A 16,586-nucleotide genomic window follows, 5' to 3' on the forward strand; every position below is an offset into this window, starting at 1 on the left:
GTCGCGGTCCGTGCTGTCGGGAGTGTCATTTACCCCTGGGGTCTGCGCCGCCGCAGCCTAGCCGATACTAAGGCAGCTTTCTCACTGAATTCGTTACGATCTGCGATGTCGCCCGCCGGCCGCCATCACACTTGCGGCATGTCGGGCGTGAATGGCCGCACGCCGCACGAAAAAGGGCCCGCCTTTCGGCGGACCCTTCGCATGCTGTCGATGTCGAAGTCTTACTGGGCGGTGTTCGCCGCACCATTGGCATTCGGGTCGGCGACGCCCTGAGGCTGGTTCGCCGCACCGTTGCCGTTCGACATGTTGGCGTTGTTCGCATTGCCGCCCGAGGCGTTCAGCCGCATCGTGTCGCGGTTCTGCGCGTAGGTCTGCTTGTCGTAGGCCGGCGCATTCTTCAGCTGATCCTCGGTGAAGTCGGTGTAGAGGTACAGCTTGCCGTTCTTGTCGCGCATGAAGTTGAGGTTATCCATGCCGACCGCGACCGGCTTCTGGCCGATGCCGAGGAAGCCGCCGACGTCGACGATCACCGCGTCGATCTTGCCCGACGAGGTCATCGCCAGGTTGCCGATATCGCCGACGGTGTCGTCGTTCGGACCATAGACGGTGGTGCCCATCAGATCCTTGGCGGTCAGCTGCTCGCTGTCCTTCACCGGCGTCATCTGCGCCTTCATGCTCTGGCCGCCGGTCGAGGCCGTCGTGGTGGCGTCGGCAGACGCGTTGTTGTTGGCGGTCATGCCGGCGGCTGCGCCGGTGGCGGCACCGGTCGCGGCAGCGCCCGCGCTGCTCAGCGCATTCCCGGCGTTGTTCGCCGCCTGCTGGGTCTGATCCACGGCGTTGTTCATCGCCGCGCCCGCGTTCGAGCCGGCGGCCGAAGCGGTGTTCTGGTTCTGCGCGTTGTCGCGGCTGTCGTCGAACTCCGGCGCCTTGTCGAGCTGGTCCTTGTTCAGCTGCGCGACGATGTGGATGTCGTTGTTCTGATCGCGGCTCATCTGCAGCTGGTCGAGCGGAACGGCGACGTCCTTCTCGCCGATGCCGAGGAAGCCGCCGACGCCGATCACCGCCGCGTCGATCTGGCCCGACGAGGCGAAGACGAGATCGTTGATGTCGCCGACATTGTCGGCCTTGTCGCCGGTGCCGTCATAGACGCTGGTGCCGATCAGGTTCTCCGACAGGAACTGGTCCGGGCCGGCCGAAGCGGGATACTGGCCGTTGGCGGAGGTGTTTGCAGACGCGGTCTGCGCCTGGTCGCCGGCAGCCGGAGCGCTCGCCTGGGAGTTCGCGGCCATGTCCTGCGAACCGGCGGCCGGAGCCGGGGAGGCGGCGTTCATGCCGGCGCCGCCGTTGGCGGCCATGGTGCCGGAGGCGGTGCCGTTGGCGCCCGCACCGGCGGTCGCGGCGGCATTCTGCTGAGCCGACTGCTGCTCGCTCGGGGTCTTGAAGGCCGGGGCGCTGTTCAGGGCATTCATGTCGCCCGACAGAACCGCGCGCGGCTCGTTGTTCTTGTCCATCGTCCAGCTGATCTGCTGGAAGGGGATGGCCACGGTCTTCGACTGGTCGTTGATCGAGGCATCGACGATCGCCGCGACGACCTTGCCGTTCTTGTCGATCAGGAAGTTCTTGATGTCGCCGATGCTCTTGGCGTCCTGCGAATTGCCCTGGTAGAGCGACTTGCCCGTCAGGTTCGACGCCAGGTACTGATCGTTCGACAGCTTCTGCAGGAAGTTGCCCTGCATGGCGGAAGCCTGCTGGCCGCCCGCCGTGTTCGACTGCATCTGGTCGTTCGACTGGGACTGCGTCGCCGCCGGCGTCTGCATCGACTGGTTGGCGGTGTTCGCATCCTGCGCATAGGCGCCGGACGCCGCCAGGATACCGGCGAGAGCGGTGGTGGCGAAGAGTTTGCGGATGGTCATGGGATTACCTCTGTCTATTGTATTCGATAGACGAGCCGCGCGGCCGGGGATGTGGCGAAAGCCGCGGAGCTTTGTAGCCGGGAAAATCATTTGGCCGGCGATCGGTTCCGCCGGCCAAATGATTTCGTCGAAGGGGAAAAAAGCATCGGCCTCTCTCGGCTTTGCTGCCTGTGCTCAGGCGACCACGAGAAATCCGAAGATGACCATAAGCAGCAGTCCCAAGAGGACCACGAAGATCAGGACCTTAGCGATTCCCGCCGCAGCGCCGGCGGCGCCCTGAAAGCCGAGCAGGCTGGCGATCGCCGCGACGATCAGCAAGATGATGATCCACGTGATCATGGAATGCTCCTCTGAAGAGCCGAACCCCTGCCCGGCGGTCGGAGCGGAACGACGGCTTCCCCGATCGGTTCCATTAGCAACGGTTCCCGTTGCGGCGGGCCGGCCGCCGTCCGACGGTGCCGAGCGTCCCCGCGGGCGGGCGCCGCATGCATCGGCCGAACGGCTCTTCGACGCGCCCTGTTTCGTGCCTAAGTAAAGGCGTCGACGCGCCAGCCACCCCTCCCGACACCGGACGCCTGTATGAAGATCCTCGTTCTCCTCAATCGCGACGGCGGCACCTTGAAGACCACCGATCTCGACTGGCTGTCGGAGCTGCTGCGCGACGAGTTCCAGGTCCACGGGCATGAGATCACGGTCGAGCGCTGCGCCGGAAAGGGCATCGTCGAGGCGATCCGGCGGCACGCTTCGCGGAACGACATCGACGTTCTCCTCGTCGGCGGCGGCGACGGCACCGTTTCAGCGGCTGCGAGCGCGCTGATGGGCGGATCGGTGGCGCTGGGGATCCTGCCGGCGGGCACGATGAACCTGTTCGCCCGCAGCCTGCAGATCCCGCTCGACATTCCGCAGGCGGTCGCGGCGCTCGCGTCGGGCACCACCACCGAGGTGGACATGGGCATGGTCAACGACGAGCCCTTCGTCCATCAGTATGCCGTCGGTCTGCACGCGCGCATGGTGCGGTTCCGCGAGCACATCGCCTACGGTTCGCGCATCGGCAAGATGTGGGCGACGACCCGGGCGGTCTTCCTGGCGCTGCGGCGCCTGCCGGTGGTGGAACTGACCATCGACATCGACGGCAAGGTCGAACGGATCAAATCCTCGGCCGTGGCGATCTCGAACAATCTCTACGGTCCGGGCCATCTGCCCTTTGCCGACAACCCGCGCGGCGGCGTCCTGGGGGTCTATGTCTGCCGCCAGCGGAACATGCGCCGCGTGATGAAGCTGACGATGGACATCCTGGTGGGACGCTGGCGCGGCAACCCCGACCTGGAAGTGCAGAGCGCGCATCGGGTCGAGATCGCCTATTCCGGCCGGAACCACTCCAACAGGGCCGTGCGGGACGGCGAGCTGGACCTCCTCGACGATCGCTCGATCGTGGAGATCAAGCCGCTGGCGCTCAAGGTTCTGGTGCCGTCGGATGCGACGTACTTGCCGCACGGCAGCGAGGCGGCGGCGCAGACCGCCACAGCGCATCCGGCCGACGCGATATAATGTATCGCTGCCGGGGGCGCGGCGGCCTTCCGCCCTGTCTCGTCGGCAAGCGCCGGAGCCCGGGCGGCGAGGGAGCTTCGGCCGGGCTCGCAGCGCCGCCCGCAGGCGCCGGCCGCGTCTCCACCCGGCATCAAAGCCTCAGATGTCCGACTCCTCGTCGCGTTCGACGGGCTGCTCGTCGGCGGCGCGCGCATCCGAGCGCGCATCGCGATCAAGCCCGGCGCCGGTGAGCGTGCCGTAGGTATGGCCGCCCGCGGCGACCATGTTGAGCGCCTCGCTGATCTGCATCATCAGCGGGTCGAACTCGTCGCCGCGATCGATGTTCTCGCGCATGCCCACCCGGTCGGCCAGCTCCTGCAGTCTTGCCTGCCGTTCCTCGATCAGCATGTCGGGATCGTTGAGGATGTCGTCGATCTCGGCCTGGGTGACGGGCTGGCTGATGCCCGGCTGATCGGCGTCGTCGCCGACCGCGATGTCGAGGGGAAGGACATCGCCTTCGCTGCGGTCGTGGGTATTGGACATGTGACGTCCTTCCTTCGATGGGGCCGCCTCGATGTCGAGGCGGACGGGATTATCCCTTGTCCGCGGCGTCGCCGGCCGGAACGAGCGTCACGGCCGGCGGCTGGTCGTCGGTCACGGGCTTGATGGTGGTGGTCAGCGCCGGAGCGGCCGCATCCTTCACCGCCGGTCCCTTCGTCGTCATCCAGCGATAGGCGTCGAAGCCGGTCAGCGCGAGCGCCGCGATTGCCAGGCTGCAGGCGAGGAACAGCAGGACCGGCGTCGCCTTGTCGCTGCGGGGAACCCCGTCGCGATCTGCGTCTGGCGCTGGAGAACGGTCCCCTCCGGCGGCGTGATCTGGACCTACAGTCACGGAAACGACGATCAGGCCGCGAGCAGCGTCTCGATCTTGTCGACCGGATGGTTGGTCAGGGTTTTCGCGACCTCGCCGACCACCTTGTCCGCCACCTCCTTGTGAATCTCCTGTCGCAGATCGCCGAGGATGTGGGGCGGAGCGACGATCACGATGCGCTCGAACCGGCCCCGGTGCGCCATCTTGTAGAGGATGTCCGCGATCTCCTTGGCGAAGCGATCCTTTTCGATCACGTGCCAGTCCGTGTCGGCGACTGCCGAACGGTGGCTCCCGGTCGTGTCGTCGGACATGCGCCCGGGCCGGTCGGCACCCTGCTCACGGTCGGGCGGGTTGTCATGCTCCTCGACGCGGCGCACCTGGAAATTCGGCAGCGTCGCGTCGCCGGCATTCTCCAGAAACAATGCCTTCTCGCCGTCCGCAACGAGAATCCAGGTGTGGTTGTCGATCCGTAGAGCGGCCATGGCGCAACTCCCTAGTCTGAATTTCGATGGGGGCCGCCCCGAAGGGCCGCCCATCCATCTAAACGCCCGACCGCCCTAACGGATGCGCTCGCCATAGCCGGAAACAGCACGCCAGGCGCCGTAGCCGACGGCGGCCAGGACCGGAAGGATCAGCAGCCCCTTCCGCTTCTTCATCGACTCGAAGATCAGCGGCGCGTTGGTCAGAGCCGCCGTCCCCGCGATCGCGGCGATGTCGCGTTGCAGCCGGTCGTCCGCGCGCTTGCGCAGCGGCCGCCGGACGACGATGGTCAGGATCCAGGTGACGAGGATGAGGAAGAAGCACACCGCTGCGAACAGCAGCGCCGTATAGAGGTCGCCGAAGAAACCGGCGATATAGATGAACAGCGCTCCCGTCAGGAAGCCGAGCATCATCAGCAGGAAGACGGTCAGTGCCGCGTAGAGCACCACCAGCCGTCTCATCCGGGCAATGTAGACTCCTGCCTCACCGGTCAGAAGCTTGGCGACGAGCTGCCAGACCATCGGTCAGCGGAACAGCCGGGCGTAGAGATAGCCGATGCCGGCGGCGATCAGCACAGCCTTGATCGGCTCCGCGCGGATCTTTTCGCTGACCTCGTCCTCCAGTTCGGAGGCCGTGTCCTGTGCCTGTCGCCAGTACCGCTCGCCGCGGTCGCGCACGTCGTCGCGCAGGGCGTAGGCCTGCTTGCGCGCCTCGTCCGCCTGGTGCGAGGCGAGCGACTTCAGGGACTCGCTGAGACCGGCGACATCCTCCCGGAGCCGGGCGATCTGCGCCTCGACATCCGAGCGTGTTCCCTCATGGCCGCCCGGCCCGGTCGAGGAGCCCGCCGTGAAATCGCTGGATGTATTGTCGGATGCCATGGTGAAATCCCGCCTCGCTGTGTTGCTCTTGGTCGCTCAGTTGCCTGTCCCAGGTAGCGCTCCGGTCGCCGCATGTCGCGCGGCAGCCAACTGGTCGTGATCGAAACCATCTCGCGAGCGGGAGGTTCCATCGCCCGCGGCCGATCGTGCCCTGTATGGTGAACCGGTTCAGGCGGCCGGCGCGACGCCGATGATCTGGGACGAGATCGAATCCGGCCCGTAGTCGCCGTCACCCTCGATCTTGAGGATTTCCGCGATCCGGGTGCGTGCCCGCGAAACCCGGCTCTTGATCGTGCCGACGGCGCATTTGCAGATTTCCGCAGCCTCTTCGTAGGAGAAGCCGGAGGCCCCGATCAGGATCAGCGCCTCGCGCTGGTCGTCGGGAAGCATTTCCAAGGCCTTGCGGAAGTCCTGCAGGTCGAGATGGCCCTGCTGTTCGGGATGGCCGGCGAGCTGCATTGCATGGATACCGTCGACATCCTGCACTTCGCGGCCCTTCTTGCGCATCTGCGTGTAGAACTCGTTGCGCAGAATGGTGAAGAGCCAGGCCTTCATGTTCGTGCCGGGCTGGAAGGTGTGCTGCTTGTCCCACGCCTTCACCAGCGTCTCCTGGACCAGATCGTCCGCCCGGTCGAACGAGCCGGACAACGAGGCCGCAAAAGCGCGGAGGTTGGGAATGATCGCAATCAGTTCCCGCCGGAAATCGGATTGTTCACTCATCAGAACCCTATTCGCGATCCGAAGTCTTCGAGGCGGATTCCGCCTTGTCGAGCGCGTCCAGAAGCGCGAGGAACCGATCGGGAACCGGCTCGCTGGCAACGTCGTCGTAATACGCCTTCAGGCGCTTGCCGATCGCAGTGTTGGCCCCGAGGTCGGGGGCTCCTGCCTGGGATCGCTGGGCGTGCGTCGTCTGCAACATGTCGTCCTTGGTCTCGCGATCGTCCATTTGCTGTCTCGAATTTCCCCTTAGGCGCCAGCCCGTTCGTAGCCGTCTTCGACAGAAGAGCGAATGCTTCGCGTGGTTCGTGCGTGCTGTGGTCGCTACATAAAGGCGGCCGGGCAGGCCTCAAGGCGGAGAGATGCGCCTAGATCGAAATTTGGTCACCGGGCTTTTCCCCCGGAGGCTCAACCCCATTTCAACGAAGCAAGGGAAGCGGAGGTTCCATGCTCTGGAACTAAACGATCCCGTGGTCATTCTAGTCCAATTGTGGTCCATCCCGATCGACACGAGGGGAGTTTTCATGTCGATGTCTTCGCGCATAGCGCCGCATATCCCTTACCTCAGGCGCTATTCCCGGGCACTCACAGGCTCGCAGGCCAGCGGCGATGCCTATGTTGCCGCTGTCCTGGAAGCGCTGATCGCTGATCCCAGCCTCTTCCCCGACGATCGCTCCCCGCGCATCTCGCTCTACAAGCTGTTCTCCTCGCTGTGGCAGTCGCTGGACGTGAACATCCGCGAGGATGCGCCGGTCTCCGCCTGGGAGGAACGCACCTCGCGCAACCTCAAGGCCATCGCGCCGCTGCCGCGCCAGGCATTCCTGCTCGTCGCGGTCGAGGGCTTCACCACCGAGGAGGCGGCGATGATCCTCGGGATCGACGACGCCGAATTCTCGCGGTTGATCGACCAAGCGAGTTCCGACATCGGCCGCCAGGTGTCCACCAACATCATGGTCATCGAGGACGAGCCGCTGATCGCGATGGACATCGAGCAGATGGTCGAGAGCCTCGGGCACACGGTCACCGGCATCGCGCGGACGCACAAGGAAGCGATCGCGCTGTTCGAGCGGCAGAACCCCGGCATGGTGCTGGCCGACATCCAGCTCGCCGACGGCAGTTCCGGCATCGACGCGGTGAACGACATCCTGGCGAAGGTGTCTGTCCCGGTGATCTTCATCACCGCCTTCCCGGAGCGGCTGCTCACGGGCGAGCGGCCGGAGCCGACCTTCCTGGTGACCAAGCCCTTCAACCCGGACATGGTGAAGGCGCTGATCAGCCAGGCTCTGTTCTTCGAGAGCGACAAGCGGGCGGCGGCCTAGCCGCTCCGCTCCGATGGCGTGGGACCGGGCCATCCGGCGGAAAATGGGGCCGATGCCGTGGGCCGGCCCCTCCCGCCCTTCGACCGACCTTGGACGCCGAGCCGGTGACAGCCGTCTCGGCGCGGCGGGGCCGGAACTTCGGCCGGTTGCACGCATTCAGGCTTCATTGGGAGCGGCCGGTTCGCCCAGAGGTGCCCGCAGTATTCCTTGTCGGTGCGCCAGGGCGTCTGCGCGGCAGGGGTGCCGGGCGACCCGAGGGGGCAGGCGCCTCTCCGCTCCGCCTTGTTCGAGCTTCGTTTGATGTTGGCAACCAAAGTCTTGCGCGCGATCGGCAACACGGAAATGTCCGTGTTCACGCAAGACTTGGATCTGCGCTACTCCTGGGTGTGCAATCCCGGCCAGTCCTGGCTGGCGGCCGCACGCGAGGGGATGACGGATTCGGAACTGCTCTCGCCGGCAGCGTCCGATCGCTCGATTTCGATGAAGAAGGAAGTGATCCGCTCGCATCGGCCGGCCCGGTTCGAGATGGCGATCGCGCGCGGCGGCTCCGTGCGCTGGTACGATATCCGCCTTGACGTGGACCGTGACGCGGAAGGCACGGTCTGCGGCATCATCGGGACCTCCTTCGACATCACCGAGCAGAAGCGCCGCGAGGAGACGCTGAAGACGCTGCTTCGCGAGCTCTCGCACCGCTCGAAAAACCTTCTCGCGATCATCCAGAGCCTGGCCAGCCAGACGGCGCGCCACTCGCTGACGGTACCGGAATTCCTGGTGCGGTTCCGCGGCCGCATCCAGTCGCTCTCCTACTCCCAGGACATCGTCACCGACGCCGACTGGCGCGGTGCCGACCTGCAGAGCCTCGTCACGACGCAGGTCGAGCGCTACGCGCCGGACGGGATGGACCAGATCGAATTCGAGGCGGTGGACATCTACCTCTCGCCGACCGCCTCGCTGCATGTCGGCCTCGCTCTGCATGAGCTGGCGGTCAATGCCGCGTCCTATGGCTCGCTGTCGGTGCCGGGCGGCAAGGTCTCCATCACAACGCAGTTCGAGGAGCAGGACGGGGACCGGATGCTGGTTCTCGTCTGGCAGGAGATGAACGGACCGCGCGTGCGCGCCGAGCGCGACGCCCGCTTCGGGACCTCCACGCTGGAGCGGATCGTGCCGAACGCCGTCGGCGGTACGGCGAGCCTCGACTACCGGCCGGAGGGCATCCGCTACACGCTGCGGATCCCGGAGGCGCAGTACGAGATCACCAGCCGGCCGCGGGGCCAAGCCTCCGAGGACTGAGCGCCGGCCACGGCTGGCGCTGACGCCCGGCCTCGGCGATGCGGGCGCCCCCACACTGTACGGGCGGCCGGCCGTTTCGATGTCAACCGTTTCGGCGGAAATTTCACGAATCTGTGACGCATTTCGCGCCCGCTGCGGGAACGAATGCCGGGGTCCTTCGTTTTTCTGACCGAAGGAGAGGGTCCCATGGAACATATTGCTGCGTTCATGTTGCTTGTGGGCTGCACGGGAGATCTTTCCGTTTGCAAGGAAATACCGGTACCTGTGCCGACCTATCAGAGTGTTGCGGACTGCGAGAGCAATCTTTCACTTCAGATTCGGCTCAGCGGGACGAGTGACAATAAGGTCTTCGGGGCGTGCAAGCCCGTGACGGCCGACGAGTTCCAGCAGTCGGCGTCGCTCGACTGGTCGGTCAGCCGATCGGGCCAGTTGTCGATCGATTTCCAGTCCACGCCGCGCCTGGTGGCGTCCCGCTAAAATTCCTATCGGTCTCGGCTAACGGGATGGTGACGAAGCGAAAGTTCACCCTATCCTTTCGGCTATTGGGACGATCACGTGTGTGAGAGGTAACATGATCAAGAAATTTACGCTGGCTATCGCCGCCCTGATGACGATCGCCTTCCTGGCGGGCTGCACGACGGAAGATCGCTACACCGCGGGCGGCGCGGGTATCGGTGGTCTCGGCGGTGCCGCCATCGGCGCGGCCGTCGCCGGCAACTCCACCGAGGGCGCACTGGTCGGTGGCGCGCTGGGCGCCGGTGTCGGCGCGGTCGTCGGCAATGCCATCGGCCGGAACAAACAGGGTCAGCCCCTGTGCCGGTATTCCGACGGCAACGTCTATCGCTGCCCGCGCGGCTACCGGTAAGCGCATAGCGCATCGGGCAATCATCATGGCGCCGCCGGAGGAGACTCCGGCGGCGTTTTCGTTTGGCGCCGATCCTGTGGCATCGTGGGCAGCGAATCGGAAGCACGCGATTCCGGCGTGACGGCGATGCCGTCGCAAGGCGAGGCCGCCGCCGGGGAACCGCAGAAGGGGCATGGGCATGAACAGGGCCGACGGAGCGATGACTTGCGGCGCGGCAGCGGCCGCCGGGCGTCCGGCGCGCATGCGAACGGCGTTCGCAGCGGGCGGCCTCGCCGCCTTGGCCATCCTCGGCGGCTGCAGCGGCTCGCACGGTCAACTTCCGCCGGTCTTCGGTGCCGTCTTCGGCGTGCCCGGCGCAGAAACCGTGCCTTACCGGCTCGGCCAGATCCCGAAACCGGTCGTGGAACCGGGGGACCGTGTCCTCGGCCTTGCCGCCAACCAGCCGAGCCAGTGCATCTATGTCAGGGGCAAGAACAGCCGGCGGTTCGTCGCGCCCTGTCCGCAGGGCTATCAGGGCTGAGATCGACCGGAACGCAGGCGCCGTCGGATAGGCCAGCGCAGACGGGGCGACACGCTCAGCGACCCGTCTACGCGGAACGTGCGTTCGGCCGCGTCACCAGATCCACGAAGGCCTGCCGGTAGCCGCCTCGCGCAACCGGACCGCCGGGAAATTCGATCCGCTCGAGGCGATCGCCGCGGGCGATCTCGAAGCCCGCGCGGTCAACGGTGGCGATCCGCCAGCCCGCGGCTTCGGTCTTCGCACAACGCTCGGCGATCGCGCCCACGGCATCCGCATGATCGGCATTCATGTGGTCGCGCGCGCGGATCGCTTCCGCCTCGAGCCCCTCGACCGCCTCGTCCAGGAGATCGTCCGGATCGAGTTCGAAGGCGCGCGCAAAGCCGCCGTTCAGGGACGCTCCGGTCGGCTCCAGCCGCACGAAGCGGAAGTCCGGAAAGTCGGCATAGAGCGCGGCCTTCGGGTGCCGCGCGAGAAACCGCTCCCGCAGCCGTTCCCGCTCGGGATCGTCCGGCGAGACGATGGTCGCCTTCGAAAAGACCGTCATGCGGGGATGGGCGAGCGGGTCGCCCTTGCCGCTCTCCCCGACAAGCAGGGAGCAGCGCGCATCGATCGCCAGCGCCCTGGCGTGCAGCGACAGGCCGGAAACGAGCAGCAGGGGGCGCCCGGAGAACTCCGTCGCGATCAGCACCCGGCTCGCGGCAGGAAATCCGTCATGCGGCCGAAGCACGGCGAGCGCCGCCGTCCGGGCGCCCCGCAGGAGCCGGCGCGCGAGCCGGCGCGTCTCCTCGTCCACCGGCTGCAGGAAGCTTTGAGGGACAGAAGCCGGCGCTTCGCCCTGTTGCAACCGGCCCTGGTCGGAGTCGTTCGGATCGCTCATGCCGAAAGAAATAGGGATCGCTCCGCGCCGCGGCATCCCCTCCCTCCTTCGGCGTCTGCCGCCGAAGAACGGACGGCGCTGCGGGAGCGGTTGGAACTTTGCGCCGTTGCACGATATCAGCGGCAGCGGCTCCCACGGGGGCGCCAACATGCGACGACGGAGACTGGGATCGTGAGCGACGCTGGGAAGACGGAGATCCTCGCCATCTTGAAGGCGATGGACGCACCGGACGGGAAGGGGGACGTCGTCACGCGGCGGCTCGTCTCGGATATCTTTATCGCCGACGGCAAGGCGTTCTTCTCGATCACCGTTCCGGCGAGTGAGGCGGAGCGTTTCGAGCCGTTCTGCCGCGAGGCGGAGCGGCGGGTGAAGGGCATTGCCGGCATCTCCAGCGCCATGGTGGCGCTGACCGCCGAGAAGACCGCCGGTGCGCCGCCCGCCACCGCCCCGTCGGCCCCGGCTCGCCGCCCGCCTCCGGCGGCATCAGGGGCCGCGCCGCAGCAGCAGCGCCCCGCCGCGCAGAAGCCCGGCGTTCCCGGCATCAAGCAGATCATCGCGGTCGCCTCCGGCAAGGGCGGCGTCGGCAAGTCGACGACCGCCGTCAACCTGGCGCTGGCGCTGCAGGCGCTGGGCCTGAAGGTCGGCATCCTCGACGCCGACATCTACGGCCCGTCGATCCCGCGGCTCTTGGCGCTCAGGGACAAGCCGCGCTCGGCCGGCGGGCGCACCATCGTCCCGCTCGACGCCTACGGCCTGAAGGCGATGTCGATGGGCCTCCTCGTCGACGAGGACACGCCGATGATCTGGCGTGGCCCGATGGTGATGTCGGCGCTGACGCAGATGCTGCGCGAGGTGGAATGGGGCGAGCTCGACCTGCTGGTCGTCGATATGCCGCCCGGCACCGGCGACGCGCAGCTGACCATGGCGCAGCAGGTGCCACTCGCCGGCGCCGTCATCGTCTCCACACCGCAGGACCTCGCGCTGATCGACGCGCGCAAGGGGCTGGCGATGTTCCGCAAGGTGGACGTGCCGGTGCTCGGCATCGTCGAGAACATGAGCTATTTCGTCGCCCCCGACACCGGCAAGCGCTACGACATCTTCGGCCATGGCGGCGCGAAGGCCGAGGCCGAGAAGCTCGGCGTCCCCTTCCTCGGCGAGGTGCCGCTGGAGATGGCGATCCGCGAGACCTCGGACGCTGGCAAGCCGATTGTCGTGGGCGAGCCGGACGGCCCGCATGCGCGCGTCTATCTGGACATGGCGGCGCGCGTCCTGGCGCAGCTGTCGGACGGCGCCGCGGCGCCCCGGGCGCCGTCGATCGTGTTCGAGTGACGGGGTCGCGTCGCGACTTCCAAGGCGGACCTTCGCATTGCAAGAAGGCCGGACTGGCCGCTCGTTCGAGTTCGCGTTAGGATCATCCATGGCTGCGAACACCGAATTCCGCATCGTACTGCCCGACGATCTGGCGGAAATGGCCGAAAGCAAGGTTGCATCTGGCGACTATCAGTCGATCAGCGAGGTCGTCGGGGACGGCATGCGCGCTCTTGCAGAGCGTGATGCCGCAATTGACCGGTGGCTCCTGGAAGAGGTCGTCCCCGGACATCAGGAATATTTGGCCGATCCGTCTGCCGCCATTCCGGCCGACGAGATCCTCGACTGGATCAAGCGGCGCCCTCCCGCTGCCGGTTGAGCCGGCCGGTGCGTGTCGTTTTCACCCCTCGCGCCGGACGTCATATTCAAAGTCTGCACGCATACATCTCGGCCGAGACATCCGAGGCCGGCGCCGACAGCTACACCGACCGCATCCTGCTTTTCTGCAGATCGCTGGCGACATTTCCGCTGCGGGGATCTTGTCGCGACGATATTCTGCCAGGCCTTCGCGTAGTCGGTTTCAAGCGCCGCGTCAGTATCGCCTTCACGGTCCATCAGGATGTCGTGGTGATCGAGGGCGTCTTCTACGGAGGACGCAACTTTGAGCGGGATCTCGAGTGATCGAGAGGATACGAGGCCTCACAGACCGCCCCAGAGCTAACGCGTGAGGTGCCGCGTCAGCCGCTTCTCGGCGAGGTTCGTCACGATCCGCAGCGCCTCGACGATCGCGAGGTAGAGGATCGCGGCCCAGACATAGGTCTGGAAGTCGTAGGTGCGCGAATAGGCCTGCCGCGTGACGCCGAAGAGATCGTAGACGGTAATGATCGCGACGATCGCCGAGGCCTTGATCATCAGGATGATCTCGTTGGCATAGGGCCGCAGCGCCACGATCATCGCCTGCGGCATGACCACCTTGAAGAAGATCACCGTGCGCGACAGGCCGAGCGAGCGCGCGCCCTCCCACTGGCCGCGCGGCACGCTTTCGATCGCGCCGCGCAGGATCTCAGCCTGGTAGGCCGCCGTATTGAGGGCCAGCGAAAACAGCGCGCAGTACCAGGCCTCGCGGAAGAACCACCACAGGTCGACCGCCTCGAAGAAGTGCCGGAATTCCGCGAAGCCGTAGTAGACGAGGAAGATCTGGGCGATCAGCGGCGTGCCCCGGAAGAAGTAGACGAAGGCGAAGGAGGCGCCGCGCCCGACCGGGTTCTTCGCCATGCGCCCGAGCGCAACCGGCAGCGACACGATCGCGCCGCAGACGAAGGAAACGAGCACCAGCGACACCGTCACCCCGAGGCCGCCGAGATAATTCCAGCCGAAGCGCGTGAACAGCGTCGGGTCGAAGACCTCCGCCAGATAGACGACGAAGAGGACGGCGATGGCGATCCAGACGGCGATCGCGACGAGCCCGGCGAGCTTCGGCCGGCGTCGCGGGCGGGGCGGCGCCTCCGCGGGCAGCGTCGCCTCGCTCACTTCGCCATCTCGCCGCGCTTGGTCCAGCGGTCGATCCGCCCGATCCCCATCGAGGAGATCATCGTCAGGACGAGGTAGAGCACGATCGCCGCGCCGAAGAACAGGAAGGGCTCACGGCTGACGCGGGCGGCGATCTCGGACTGGCGAAGGATGTCCGCGAGCCCGATGACCGAGACGAGGGCGGTGTCCTTCAGGAGGTTCATCCAGAGATTGGCAAGGCCCGGCAGCGCGATCCGGATCAGCTGCGGCAGGATGATCAGCAGCATGATGCGCGATCTGCGCAGGCCGAGCGCGGCGCCACCCTCGCGCTGCCCGTGCGGGATTGCCCGGAAGGCCGAGAGGAAGACCTCGCTGGCGAAGGCGGAGAAGACCAGGCCGAGCGCCACCATGCCGGAGACGAAGCTCGACAGCGCGATATTCGGCAGGCCGACGGCCTCGCCGAAGGATCGCAGCGCGCTGTTGACGCCGAAATAGACCAGGAACAGCGTCAGCAGCTCCGGCAGTCCGCGGAAGATGGTCGTGTAGATGTTCGCCGACAGGTTCAGCAGCCGGTCGTCCGACTGCTTGGCGAGCGAGATCAGGAAGCCGACGACGAGGCCGAGAGGCAGCGTGGCGAGCGACAGTGCGATGGTGACGGAGGCGCCGGAGAGGAGGTCGTCGCCCCATCCGTCGGGGCCGAAGCCGATCAGGGTCAGGTACTCGTTCATCGGCGTCGAGGCTTATCCATCGGCGGATCGTTGGGCAAGCAGAGGGTTGCCATCCGTGTCCCGCGGCGGGGCGGCAAGGCCTGCGAGCCCCGGGCAAACATGCGGGCCAGCGCCGGCCTGGCAGCGGCGGTCACGAACGCGGGGAGACCCGTTTGTCTGGAAGGTCTCCCCGTGCGATGGCGGACTGACTCTTACTTCGGCTCGGCGCCGTAGACGTCGAAGTCGAAATACTTGTCCTGGATCTTCTTGTAGGTGCCGTCCTTGCGGATGGCGACGATCGCGTCGTTGAACATCTTCTTCAGCTTGTCGGACCCCTTGCGCAGGCCGATGCCGACGCCGCGACCGTAGATCTTCGGGTCAGCCGGCAGCGTCGACAGGATCTTGCAGCACTTGCCCTCGTCGCTCTTGATCCACTCCGACAGCACGACGACGTCGTCCATCACTGCGTCGAGGCGGCCGTTCTCGATGTCGAGCTTGTATTCCTCGGCGGTCGGATAGAGGCGGATGTCGGCGTCGGGGAACAGCGCCTTGGCCGCCTGGGCATGCGTGGTCGAGACCTGTGCGCCGATCTCCTTGCCCTTCAGCGCGGCGTCGGTCGCCTCCTTGATGCTGGAATCCTTCGGCACGGCGATCGCCGGCGGCGTCTGATAGTACTTGTTGGTGAAGTCGATCTGCTTCTCGCGCTCCGGCGTGATCGACATGGACGCGACGATGGCATCGAAATTGCCGTTCTTCAGCGCCGGGATCATGCCGTCCCAGTCCTGCGTGACGAAGGTGCACTTGACCTTCATGTGGTCGCAGAGCGCTTGGGCGATGTCGACGTCGAAGCCCTTCAGCTTGCCCGAGGCGTCGAGATAGTTGAACGGCGGATAGGCGCCTTCGGTGCCGATCCGGACGGTGGACCAGTCCTTGCCGGAATCGTTGTCCTGCGCTGCCGCCGGCCCGAGAACGGCGGCCGAGAGCGCTGCGGCCACGGCGAGGATTTTGGTGAAAGACATAAAGCCCCCTTGGTTGTCAGGATGAGCGGCCCGTGCGTTCGACTGCACGTTCGAAAGGCCTGCCCACAATCCCGGCATGCTGCCACTTTCGATCCGGCCATGGCAACCGAGACTTTTCCGGCTGGGCGCAAATTCATCGCCTTGCGAGCCGGCGCTCGGCGTCTTCGAGATCTTCCGGCGTGTTGACATTGAAGAACGGATCACCTTCGGAGGCGTTTGCCCCGCCGGCGAAATCCAGGACATCGTAGCCGGTCGCTTCGATGAAGGCGCGGATCGCCAAGGGCTGCCCCGCGTCGAGCCAGTCGCTCAGACCGGCAAGCGTGGTGAGGGGCCAGAGGCCGACGGTCGGCTGCAGACGTCCCGCATGGCGAGCGACGAGGGGCCGCTCGCCGCCTCGTTCCGCGAGCCGGGCCGCGAGGTCGGCCCGCAGGAAGGGCGTGTCGCCGGCCGCGACGAGGAGATGCGTCGCTACGCCCTCGGCCGCGAGCTGCGTCAGCCCGGCCTCGATGCCGGCGAGCGGGCCGCGAAAGTCCGGCCGCCGGTCCGCCACCAGAGGGAGGCCGAGGGCTTCGAAACCCTCGCCCGGCGCCGCATTCACCCAGAGCGGCTCGCAGGCGGGCCGCAGCCGGTCGGCGACATGAAGCAAGAGCGGGCGGCCCGCGAGAAGCCGCAGCGGCTTCGGCACACCGGCGCCCATCCGGCTGCCGCGGCCGCCCGCGAGGATCAGTCCGGCCGGCTTCATCCGCATCCCTCCCGAGACGGTCTCGTCACCATCTGGTCCTGCCC

At 66.5% G+C, this 16,586-nt stretch carries 23 protein-coding genes; 9 read left to right on the top strand and 14 right to left on the bottom strand.

Annotation, left to right across the window (positions count from 1 at the left end):
• Positions 1-221: 221 nt before the first annotated feature.
• Both AB5S17_RS07815 and AB5S17_RS07820 read right to left on the bottom strand, forming a co-directional pair.
• A complete protein-coding gene (locus AB5S17_RS07815; protein ID WP_369237912.1) occupies positions 222-1,913 on the bottom strand; it encodes a PRC-barrel domain-containing protein in 1,692 nt (563 codons plus the stop codon).
• A gap of 174 nt (positions 1,914-2,087) precedes the next feature.
• Positions 2,088-2,252, bottom strand: coding sequence for a DUF1328 family protein (locus tag AB5S17_RS07820; protein WP_369237914.1), 165 nt, complete (start codon positions 2,250-2,252; stop codon positions 2,088-2,090).
• A gap of 240 nt (positions 2,253-2,492) precedes the next feature.
• Here AB5S17_RS07820 and AB5S17_RS07825 point away from each other — a divergent pair, with 240 nt between their 5' ends.
• Complete coding sequence (locus tag AB5S17_RS07825) at positions 2,493-3,461, top strand: diacylglycerol kinase family protein (protein WP_369237916.1); 969 nt, start codon at positions 2,493-2,495, stop codon at positions 3,459-3,461.
• Positions 3,462-3,599: 138 nt separating this feature from the next.
• Here AB5S17_RS07825 and AB5S17_RS07830 read toward each other — a convergent pair whose 3' ends face one another.
• From AB5S17_RS07830 to AB5S17_RS07860, 7 genes are all read right to left on the bottom strand, one after another.
• Positions 3,600-3,983 carry a hypothetical protein gene (locus AB5S17_RS07830; protein WP_369237918.1) on the bottom strand — a complete coding sequence of 128 codons (384 nt, stop codon included), beginning with the start codon at positions 3,981-3,983 and terminating at the stop codon, positions 3,600-3,602.
• 49 nt (positions 3,984-4,032) lie between these two features.
• On the bottom strand, positions 4,033-4,332 hold the full coding sequence (locus tag AB5S17_RS07835; protein ID WP_369237920.1) for a hypothetical protein: 300 nt from the start codon (positions 4,330-4,332) through the stop codon (positions 4,033-4,035).
• A gap of 11 nt (positions 4,333-4,343) precedes the next feature.
• Entirely contained in the window at positions 4,344-4,793 is a 450-nt protein-coding gene (locus AB5S17_RS07840) for a host attachment family protein (protein ID WP_369237922.1), read from the bottom strand.
• Between the two features lie 75 nt (positions 4,794-4,868).
• Entirely contained in the window at positions 4,869-5,312 is a 444-nt protein-coding gene (locus AB5S17_RS07845) for a hypothetical protein (RefSeq protein ID WP_369237924.1), read from the bottom strand.
• Positions 5,313-5,315: 3 nt separating this feature from the next.
• Positions 5,316-5,669 (bottom strand): YqjD family protein, encoded by a 354-nt coding sequence (locus tag AB5S17_RS07850; RefSeq protein WP_369237926.1) that lies wholly within the window; start codon positions 5,667-5,669, stop codon positions 5,316-5,318.
• 168 nt (positions 5,670-5,837) lie between these two features.
• Positions 5,838-6,389, bottom strand: coding sequence for a sigma-70 family RNA polymerase sigma factor (locus AB5S17_RS07855; protein ID WP_369237928.1), 552 nt, complete (start codon positions 6,387-6,389; stop codon positions 5,838-5,840).
• 7 nt (positions 6,390-6,396) lie between these two features.
• Positions 6,397-6,615, bottom strand: coding sequence for a NepR family anti-sigma factor (locus AB5S17_RS07860; protein ID WP_369237930.1), 219 nt, complete (start codon positions 6,613-6,615; stop codon positions 6,397-6,399).
• A 295-nt stretch (positions 6,616-6,910) separates the two neighbouring features.
• On the opposite strand from AB5S17_RS07860, the gene AB5S17_RS07865 reads away from it, so the two are divergent.
• The 5 genes from AB5S17_RS07865 (at position 6,911) to AB5S17_RS07885 (ending at position 10,380) form a co-directional block, all read left to right on the top strand.
• Complete coding sequence (locus tag AB5S17_RS07865; RefSeq protein ID WP_369237932.1) at positions 6,911-7,705, top strand: response regulator; 795 nt, start codon at positions 6,911-6,913, stop codon at positions 7,703-7,705.
• Between the two features lie 342 nt (positions 7,706-8,047).
• Positions 8,048-8,995, top strand: a complete 948-nt coding sequence (locus tag AB5S17_RS07870; RefSeq protein WP_369237934.1) for a sensor histidine kinase — start codon at positions 8,048-8,050, stop codon at positions 8,993-8,995.
• 186 nt (positions 8,996-9,181) lie between these two features.
• The gene (locus AB5S17_RS07875) at positions 9,182-9,472 is read left to right on the top strand and encodes a hypothetical protein (protein ID WP_369237936.1); all 291 of its coding nucleotides are present in this window, start codon (positions 9,182-9,184) and stop codon (positions 9,470-9,472) included.
• A 130-nt stretch (positions 9,473-9,602) separates the two neighbouring features.
• Positions 9,603-9,860, top strand: a complete 258-nt coding sequence (locus tag AB5S17_RS07880; RefSeq protein WP_369238336.1) for a hypothetical protein — start codon at positions 9,603-9,605, stop codon at positions 9,858-9,860.
• A gap of 178 nt (positions 9,861-10,038) precedes the next feature.
• Complete coding sequence (locus AB5S17_RS07885) at positions 10,039-10,380, top strand: hypothetical protein (protein ID WP_369237938.1); 342 nt, start codon at positions 10,039-10,041, stop codon at positions 10,378-10,380.
• A 67-nt stretch (positions 10,381-10,447) separates the two neighbouring features.
• Here AB5S17_RS07885 and AB5S17_RS07890 read toward each other — a convergent pair whose 3' ends face one another.
• On the bottom strand, positions 10,448-11,293 hold the full coding sequence (locus tag AB5S17_RS07890; RefSeq protein WP_369237940.1) for a HugZ family protein: 846 nt from the start codon (positions 11,291-11,293) through the stop codon (positions 10,448-10,450).
• A 135-nt stretch (positions 11,294-11,428) separates the two neighbouring features.
• Here AB5S17_RS07890 and apbC point away from each other — a divergent pair, with 135 nt between their 5' ends.
• The 3 genes from apbC to AB5S17_RS07905 all read left to right on the top strand — a co-directional run bounded on the left by apbC (position 11,429) and on the right by AB5S17_RS07905 (position 13,246).
• Complete coding sequence (apbC, locus tag AB5S17_RS07895) at positions 11,429-12,586, top strand: iron-sulfur cluster carrier protein ApbC (protein WP_369237942.1); 1,158 nt, start codon at positions 11,429-11,431, stop codon at positions 12,584-12,586.
• 88 nt (positions 12,587-12,674) lie between these two features.
• Positions 12,675-12,944, top strand: a complete 270-nt coding sequence (locus AB5S17_RS07900) for a type II toxin-antitoxin system ParD family antitoxin (protein WP_369237944.1) — start codon at positions 12,675-12,677, stop codon at positions 12,942-12,944.
• A gap of 8 nt (positions 12,945-12,952) precedes the next feature.
• Positions 12,953-13,246, top strand: coding sequence for a type II toxin-antitoxin system RelE/ParE family toxin (locus tag AB5S17_RS07905; protein WP_369237946.1), 294 nt, complete (start codon positions 12,953-12,955; stop codon positions 13,244-13,246).
• A gap of 36 nt (positions 13,247-13,282) precedes the next feature.
• Here AB5S17_RS07905 and AB5S17_RS07910 read toward each other — a convergent pair whose 3' ends face one another.
• The 4 genes from AB5S17_RS07910 to AB5S17_RS07925 all read right to left on the bottom strand — a co-directional run bounded on the left by AB5S17_RS07910 (position 13,283) and on the right by AB5S17_RS07925 (position 16,542).
• Complete coding sequence (locus tag AB5S17_RS07910; RefSeq protein ID WP_369237948.1) at positions 13,283-14,095, bottom strand: ABC transporter permease; 813 nt, start codon at positions 14,093-14,095, stop codon at positions 13,283-13,285.
• Positions 14,092-14,802, bottom strand: coding sequence for an ABC transporter permease (locus tag AB5S17_RS07915; RefSeq protein ID WP_369237950.1), 711 nt, complete (start codon positions 14,800-14,802; stop codon positions 14,092-14,094). Before AB5S17_RS07915 ends, AB5S17_RS07910 begins: the two co-directional genes overlap by 4 nt.
• A gap of 191 nt (positions 14,803-14,993) precedes the next feature.
• Positions 14,994-15,800, bottom strand: a complete 807-nt coding sequence (locus AB5S17_RS07920; RefSeq protein WP_369237952.1) for an ABC transporter substrate-binding protein — start codon at positions 15,798-15,800, stop codon at positions 14,994-14,996.
• A gap of 133 nt (positions 15,801-15,933) precedes the next feature.
• Positions 15,934-16,542, bottom strand: a complete 609-nt coding sequence (locus AB5S17_RS07925) for a molybdenum cofactor guanylyltransferase (RefSeq protein ID WP_369237954.1) — start codon at positions 16,540-16,542, stop codon at positions 15,934-15,936.
• Positions 16,543-16,586: the final 44 nt, after the last annotated feature.

Origin of the sequence: Jiella sp. M17.18 (genome assembly GCF_041027365.1) — a bacterium.
Taxonomy (GTDB): Bacteria; Pseudomonadota; Alphaproteobacteria; order Rhizobiales; family Rhizobiaceae; genus VKMB-3413.

Excerpts from the sequence above, each read along its gene's own strand:
- AB5S17_RS07815 (WP_369237912.1), bottom strand. The coding sequence starts at position 1,913 with ATGACCATCCGCAAACTCTTCGCCACCACCGCTCTCGCCGGTATCCTG.
- AB5S17_RS07820 (WP_369237914.1), bottom strand. The coding sequence starts at position 2,252 with ATGATCACGTGGATCATCATCTTGCTGATCGTCGCGGCGATCGCCAGC.
- AB5S17_RS07825 (WP_369237916.1), top strand. The coding sequence starts at position 2,493 with ATGAAGATCCTCGTTCTCCTCAATCGCGACGGCGGCACCTTGAAGACC.
- AB5S17_RS07830 (WP_369237918.1), bottom strand. The coding sequence starts at position 3,983 with ATGTCCAATACCCACGACCGCAGCGAAGGCGATGTCCTTCCCCTCGAC.
- AB5S17_RS07840 (WP_369237922.1), bottom strand. The coding sequence starts at position 4,793 with ATGGCCGCTCTACGGATCGACAACCACACCTGGATTCTCGTTGCGGAC.
- AB5S17_RS07845 (WP_369237924.1), bottom strand. The coding sequence starts at position 5,312 with ATGGTCTGGCAGCTCGTCGCCAAGCTTCTGACCGGTGAGGCAGGAGTC.
- AB5S17_RS07850 (WP_369237926.1), bottom strand. The coding sequence starts at position 5,669 with ATGGCATCCGACAATACATCCAGCGATTTCACGGCGGGCTCCTCGACC.
- AB5S17_RS07855 (WP_369237928.1), bottom strand. The coding sequence starts at position 6,389 with ATGAGTGAACAATCCGATTTCCGGCGGGAACTGATTGCGATCATTCCC.
- AB5S17_RS07860 (WP_369237930.1), bottom strand. The coding sequence starts at position 6,615 with ATGGACGATCGCGAGACCAAGGACGACATGTTGCAGACGACGCACGCC.
- AB5S17_RS07865 (WP_369237932.1), top strand. The coding sequence starts at position 6,911 with ATGTCGATGTCTTCGCGCATAGCGCCGCATATCCCTTACCTCAGGCGC.
- AB5S17_RS07870 (WP_369237934.1), top strand. The coding sequence starts at position 8,048 with ATGTCCGTGTTCACGCAAGACTTGGATCTGCGCTACTCCTGGGTGTGC.
- AB5S17_RS07875 (WP_369237936.1), top strand. The coding sequence starts at position 9,182 with ATGGAACATATTGCTGCGTTCATGTTGCTTGTGGGCTGCACGGGAGAT.
- AB5S17_RS07880 (WP_369238336.1), top strand. The coding sequence starts at position 9,603 with ATGACGATCGCCTTCCTGGCGGGCTGCACGACGGAAGATCGCTACACC.
- AB5S17_RS07885 (WP_369237938.1), top strand. The coding sequence starts at position 10,039 with ATGAACAGGGCCGACGGAGCGATGACTTGCGGCGCGGCAGCGGCCGCC.
- AB5S17_RS07890 (WP_369237940.1), bottom strand. The coding sequence starts at position 11,293 with ATGCCGCGGCGCGGAGCGATCCCTATTTCTTTCGGCATGAGCGATCCG.
- AB5S17_RS07900 (WP_369237944.1), top strand. The coding sequence starts at position 12,675 with ATGGCTGCGAACACCGAATTCCGCATCGTACTGCCCGACGATCTGGCG.
- AB5S17_RS07915 (WP_369237950.1), bottom strand. The coding sequence starts at position 14,802 with ATGAACGAGTACCTGACCCTGATCGGCTTCGGCCCCGACGGATGGGGC.
- AB5S17_RS07920 (WP_369237952.1), bottom strand. The coding sequence starts at position 15,800 with ATGTCTTTCACCAAAATCCTCGCCGTGGCCGCAGCGCTCTCGGCCGCC.
- AB5S17_RS07925 (WP_369237954.1), bottom strand. The coding sequence starts at position 16,542 with ATGAAGCCGGCCGGACTGATCCTCGCGGGCGGCCGCGGCAGCCGGATG.